Origin of the sequence: Pedobacter sp., assembly GCF_040513095.1 — a bacterium.
Taxonomy (GTDB): Bacteria; Bacteroidota; Bacteroidia; order Sphingobacteriales; family Sphingobacteriaceae; genus Pedobacter.
In genome coordinates, this window is the sequence record NZ_JBEVDX010000113.1 from 1 (window position 1) to 4,922 (window position 4,922).

At 43.7% G+C, this 4,922-nt stretch carries 5 protein-coding genes; 3 read left to right on the forward strand and 2 right to left on the reverse strand.

What is annotated here, in order from left to right:
* Together ABWY16_RS13455 and panB are read right to left on the reverse strand one after the other, a co-directional pair.
* Positions 1–582: RluA family pseudouridine synthase (locus ABWY16_RS13455; RefSeq protein ID WP_353905163.1), on the reverse strand; the 582-nt coding region annotated here is incomplete at its 3' end.
* Positions 583–1,398 (reverse strand): 3-methyl-2-oxobutanoate hydroxymethyltransferase, encoded by an 816-nt coding sequence (gene panB / locus ABWY16_RS13460; protein WP_353905164.1) that lies wholly within the window; start codon positions 1,396–1,398, stop codon positions 583–585.
* Positions 1,399–1,657: 259 nt separating this feature from the next.
* On the opposite strand from panB, the gene carA reads away from it, so the two are divergent.
* From carA to ABWY16_RS13475, 3 genes are all read left to right on the forward strand, one after another.
* Positions 1,658–2,770, forward strand: coding sequence for a glutamine-hydrolyzing carbamoyl-phosphate synthase small subunit (carA, locus tag ABWY16_RS13465; RefSeq protein ID WP_353905165.1), 1,113 nt, complete (start codon positions 1,658–1,660; stop codon positions 2,768–2,770).
* 96 nt (positions 2,771–2,866) lie between these two features.
* Positions 2,867–3,634: an ABC transporter ATP-binding protein gene (locus ABWY16_RS13470; protein WP_353905166.1), complete on the forward strand. Its 768-nt coding sequence runs from the start codon at positions 2,867–2,869 to the stop codon at positions 3,632–3,634.
* Positions 3,635–3,645: 11 nt separating this feature from the next.
* On the forward strand, positions 3,646–4,737 hold the full coding sequence (locus tag ABWY16_RS13475) for an ABC transporter permease (RefSeq protein WP_353905167.1): 1,092 nt from the start codon (positions 3,646–3,648) through the stop codon (positions 4,735–4,737).
* Positions 4,738–4,922 lie beyond the last annotated feature (185 nt).

Genomic DNA, 4,922 nt, shown 5'->3' on the forward strand with positions numbered 1-4,922 from the left:
CAAGCAGATACTACCTTTACGGCTGCCCCTTGGGTAGACGTATTTGTTATCTCCCACAATTGGACAGCCTAATGTTGACAACTGTACCCTGATCTGATGCGAGCGCCCCGTTAAGGGATCAACCTCAATCAGGTAATAACCGCCAAGTTCACCGATCAGCCGGTAGCTGAGTTCTGCGCGCTGGCTGCCTTCTACTTCTTTAAGATGCGGGGTAACCACATTTGTTTTAGGGTTCTTCACCAGCCAGTGTACCAGCGTACCCGAAGGGATTGCTGGTTTATTCCTTACCACCGCCCAATAGGTTTTCTTTACTTCCCTGTTTTTAAAAACAGCATTCATCCGCTCCAGCGCCTTGCTCGTTTTGGCAAACAGGATCACCCCGCTTACGGGCCGGTCCAGGCGGTGTACCACACCAAGAAATGCACCACCAGGTTTATTGTACTTTGCCGCGATGTATTTTTTTACCATTTCATCCAAAGGTTCATCTTTGGTTTCGTCTACCTGTACGATATCACCGGAACGCTTGTTAATAGCAATCAGGTGATTGTCCTCGAAGAGTATGTCTTTGTCAGTTACCGGCATTTAGTATTGCTCCTTTTCATTTGGAAAGTCGTTGGCTTTCACATCCCTGATATAAGATTTTGCTGCACCCAGGATTTCTTCGTACAGGTTCACATACTGACGAAGGAAACGGGGTTTGAAGCCTTTGGTTAATCCGATCATATCATTTACAACCAATACCTGACCGTCGCAATGCGGACCGGCACCAATGCCTATGACAGGAATATGCAGGTTTTCAGCCACTTCCTTCGCCAAAGCTGCCGGAATCTTTTCAAGCACAACTGCAAAACAACCAGCATCCTGTAAGGCTTTTGCATCAACTTTCAGCTTTTCAGCTTCAGCCTCATCTTTAGCTCTTACTGTATAGGTACCGAACTTATAGATCGACTGGGGGGTTAATCCCAGGTGGCCCATTACCGGGATACCAGCTGTAATGATCCTTTCGATAGAATCTACAATCTCAGTTCCGCCTTCAAGCTTTACCCCGTGGGCACCGGATTCTTTCATGATCCTGATTGCAGAACTCAGCGCTTCTTTGGAATTGCCCTGGTATGATCCAAAAGGAAGATCAACCACAACAAATGCTCTCGTTGCTCCCCTTACTACGCCCTGAGCATGATAGATCATCTGATCCAGGGTGATAGGTAATGTAGTTTCGTGGCCAGCCATCACATTCGATGCTGAATCACCTACCAGTAAAACATCCAGACCGGCATCGTCGAGAACCGTAGCCATAGAATAGTCGTAGGCAGTTAACATCGATATTTTTTCGCCACGCTGCTTCATTTCCTGCAAAATGTGGGTCGTGATACGTTTTACTTCTTTGTGTACAGACATAAATTTATGCTTTAAGCGGACAAAATTAGGGTATTCATTTGAGAAACCGGTGTGTTCACATTTATTATATACACAGCGGAGCGTAACATTTTAATCCTTTCAAAAAAAATCTTGATTTAACTGCGTAAAAACGTATCTTTGTATCCCGAAATGAACGGAGTATTCAACATCACATTTTTCAGCTCTTACAGCGCTATCAATTCGCTAATTTCCGGTTCATTAACCCCTTTTTTCAAATTATTTTCTCATTTTAATCACGATGACTAACTACACCAAGTTACCTGCGATCCTGTTATTGGCTGACGGTACCGTTTACCACGGTAAAGCTGCCGGAAAAATTGGCACAACAACAGGAGAGATTTGTTTCAATACCGGAATGACTGGGTATCAGGAAATTTTTACTGATCCTTCTTATTTTGGTCAGATCATGGTCACCACCAATGCCCATATCGGTAATTACGGAATTCACAAAGAAGAGATCGAATCAGATTCGATTAAAATTGCAGGTTTGGTTTGTAAAAATTACAACATTGGTTACAGCCGCAAGGAAGCGAGTGAATCTATACAGGATTATTTCCAGAATGAGAACATCGTTGGAATATCTGACATTGACACCCGTTCACTGGTGAGAAAGATCAGGGACCAGGGAGCAATGAATGCGATTATCTCTTCAGAGATCACTGATATTGATGAACTGAAAGCCAGACTGGCAAGTGTTCCCTCGATGGATGGTCTTGAGTTATCTTCTCAGGTTTCTACCAAAGAGCCTTATTTCTACGGTTCCCCGGATGCTACCTATAAAGTTGCAGCGGTAGATTTCGGAATCAAGAAAAATACACTGCGTAATTTTGACGAGAGAGACTTATATGTACAGGTTTTCCCGGCCAGGACTTCTTTCGAAGAAATGGATAAATGGGGAGCTGATGCTTACTTCATCTCTAATGGCCCGGGCGATCCGGCAGCAATGCCTTATGCGATTGAGATGGTTAAAGAGATCCTTGAAGCTGACAAGCCATTATTTGGTATCTGTTTAGGTCACCAGTTACTGGCACAGGCAAACGGAATCGGCACCATGAAAATGTTCAATGGCCACAGGGGCTTAAACCACCCGGTTAAAAATATAATTAAAGATCATTGTGAAGTTACTTCCCAGAACCACGGTTTTGGTGTCATCCCTGATGAAGTAAGAAACTCTGATAAAGTAGAAATTACCCACATCAACCTGAACGACCAGTCGATCGAAGGTATCCGTGTAAAAGGAAAGAAAGCATTCTCGGTACAATATCACCCTGAATCTTCACCTGGTCCGCATGATTCACGTTACCTGTTTGATGATTTCATAGGTATGATCAAAGGCGAAAAAACCTGGTAGGAATTTCAGCCGCGTTTATCATCATTATACCAACATATTTAAAAGGATTGTGCAATATCAATCCTTTTTGCGTGAAAACCTTATTACATTTATCCTATGGATAGAACCAAACCCATTATCAGTGTCCGTAATCTGGTAAAAAATTATGCTGACTTCACTGCGGTGAAGGGGTTGAGCTTTGATGTTTACGAGAATGAGATTTTTGGACTGCTTGGCCCTAATGGTGCAGGGAAAACCACAACCCTCGAAATCATCGAGACCCTGCGGGAGAAAACATCAGGCGAAATTACCGTAGATGGCTTTTCGGTAGATCATGATGCCAGTGAAATCAAACGTATTATCGGCGTACAGCTGCAGGCCGCAGGATATTACCCCAACCTTAACCTGGTGGAGCTGATGGAACTTTTTGCCGGTCTGTATGGGGTAGACATCAAACCCATGGAAATGCTCGAAAAGGTAAACCTGCAGGATAAGGCAAAAGCAAAATACAAGGCTTTATCCGGCGGGCAGAAGCAGCGTTTTTCTATTGCTACCACACTGCTCAATGCGCCCAAGATCATTTTCCTGGATGAACCTACTACCGGACTTGATCCGCAGGCCAGAAGGAACCTGTGGGATCTGATCATTGAGATCCGCAAAAATGGCACGACCGTGGTGATCACTACACATTATATGGATGAAGCTGAACAGCTGTGTGACCGTGTCGCTTTTGTAGAACATGGTGAAATCATTGCGCTTGACTCACCTGACAACCTGATCGATCAGCTGATCAGCCGTGGTTTTGAGCGTAAGAAGGAAGTAAAAAAAGCCAATCTGGAAGATGTATTCATCAACCTGACCGGTAAAGAGTGGCGTCAAGGCTAACAAAATCGAAAATGAATACACCATATAACCATACTAAAGCTACCCTTGCACTTGCGAAAGCCAGTTTCCGCTCGATCATGCGCAGCCCTTCGGCAGTAGTGTTTACCCTTGCCTTTCCGCTGATCTTCATCCTGATTTTTGGCTTTCTGGGCGGCAGCGGTATCAGGATACACCTGGCAGTAGCGCCGGGATCAGATCTGCAGAATCCTGTCATCAAAGCGTTGGAACAAACTGATGTGATTGATCTGGAAAAAGATAAAACCGCAGCAGATATTCAGCAGTTGCTTGAAAAAGGAAAAATTGCCGGGGTAATTGACGTTCATAAAAATTCAGTTCCACAGCCTGCATACCTGGCAGATGTAAAATATACATCAGCTTCAGTAGACAAAGGCAACATTCTTAAATCTGTCTTGAAAAACCTGATGTACACCCTGAATTACCGTGACCTGAAACCCTCCGTGGCGGAGATCAAAGAGAGCACTGTTCATGGCAGGAACTACAGGACGATCGATTTTATTTTACCCGGACAACTGGGATTCTCCCTGCTGAGCACAGGTGTCTTTGGAACTGCATTTATATTTTTCAGTCTGAGACAGACACTAGTAATCAAACGTTTTTTTGCCACGCCAGTGAAAAGGGCAAGCATTGTTCTGGGTGAAGGCATAGCGAGAATCGGCTTTGCACTACTGGGCGCAATGTTTATCATTCTTGTTGGCCATTTCTTCTTTCAGTTCACACTGATCCACGGGCTGGTCACCATATTGAATATGCTGGTTTTGTCAGTGATAGGCCTGATCGTCTTTATGGGATTTGGATTTGTGGTTTCTGGTATCGCCAGAAGCGAAAGTACCATTCCCCCTATTGCAAATATTATCACGCTGCCCCAGTTTTTATTGTCGGGCACTTTTTTTTCCATAGATCTTTTTCCATCCTGGCTGCAGCCGATCAGCAGGGCTTTACCGCTTACCTATCTGAACGATGCTATGCGACAAGTGGCTTTTGAGGGTGCAGGGCTATGGGATGTAAAATTACAGATTTTAATAATGCTGATCTGGGGCATAGGAATTTATGCGCTGGCAGTCAAGGTATTCAAATGGGAGTAATTTTTATAGGGCAATCCGTCCCTATAGTTTAAATTTTATTTTAACTTTGATAATCAACTGGGTAATTGTAATATTTACACTAAGGATATATAACACTTAAAACAAATAAAATGAGTTTAATTATTGATGTTCATGCAAGGCAAATCCTCGATTCACGAGGTAACCCTACTGTTGAAGTAGAAGTA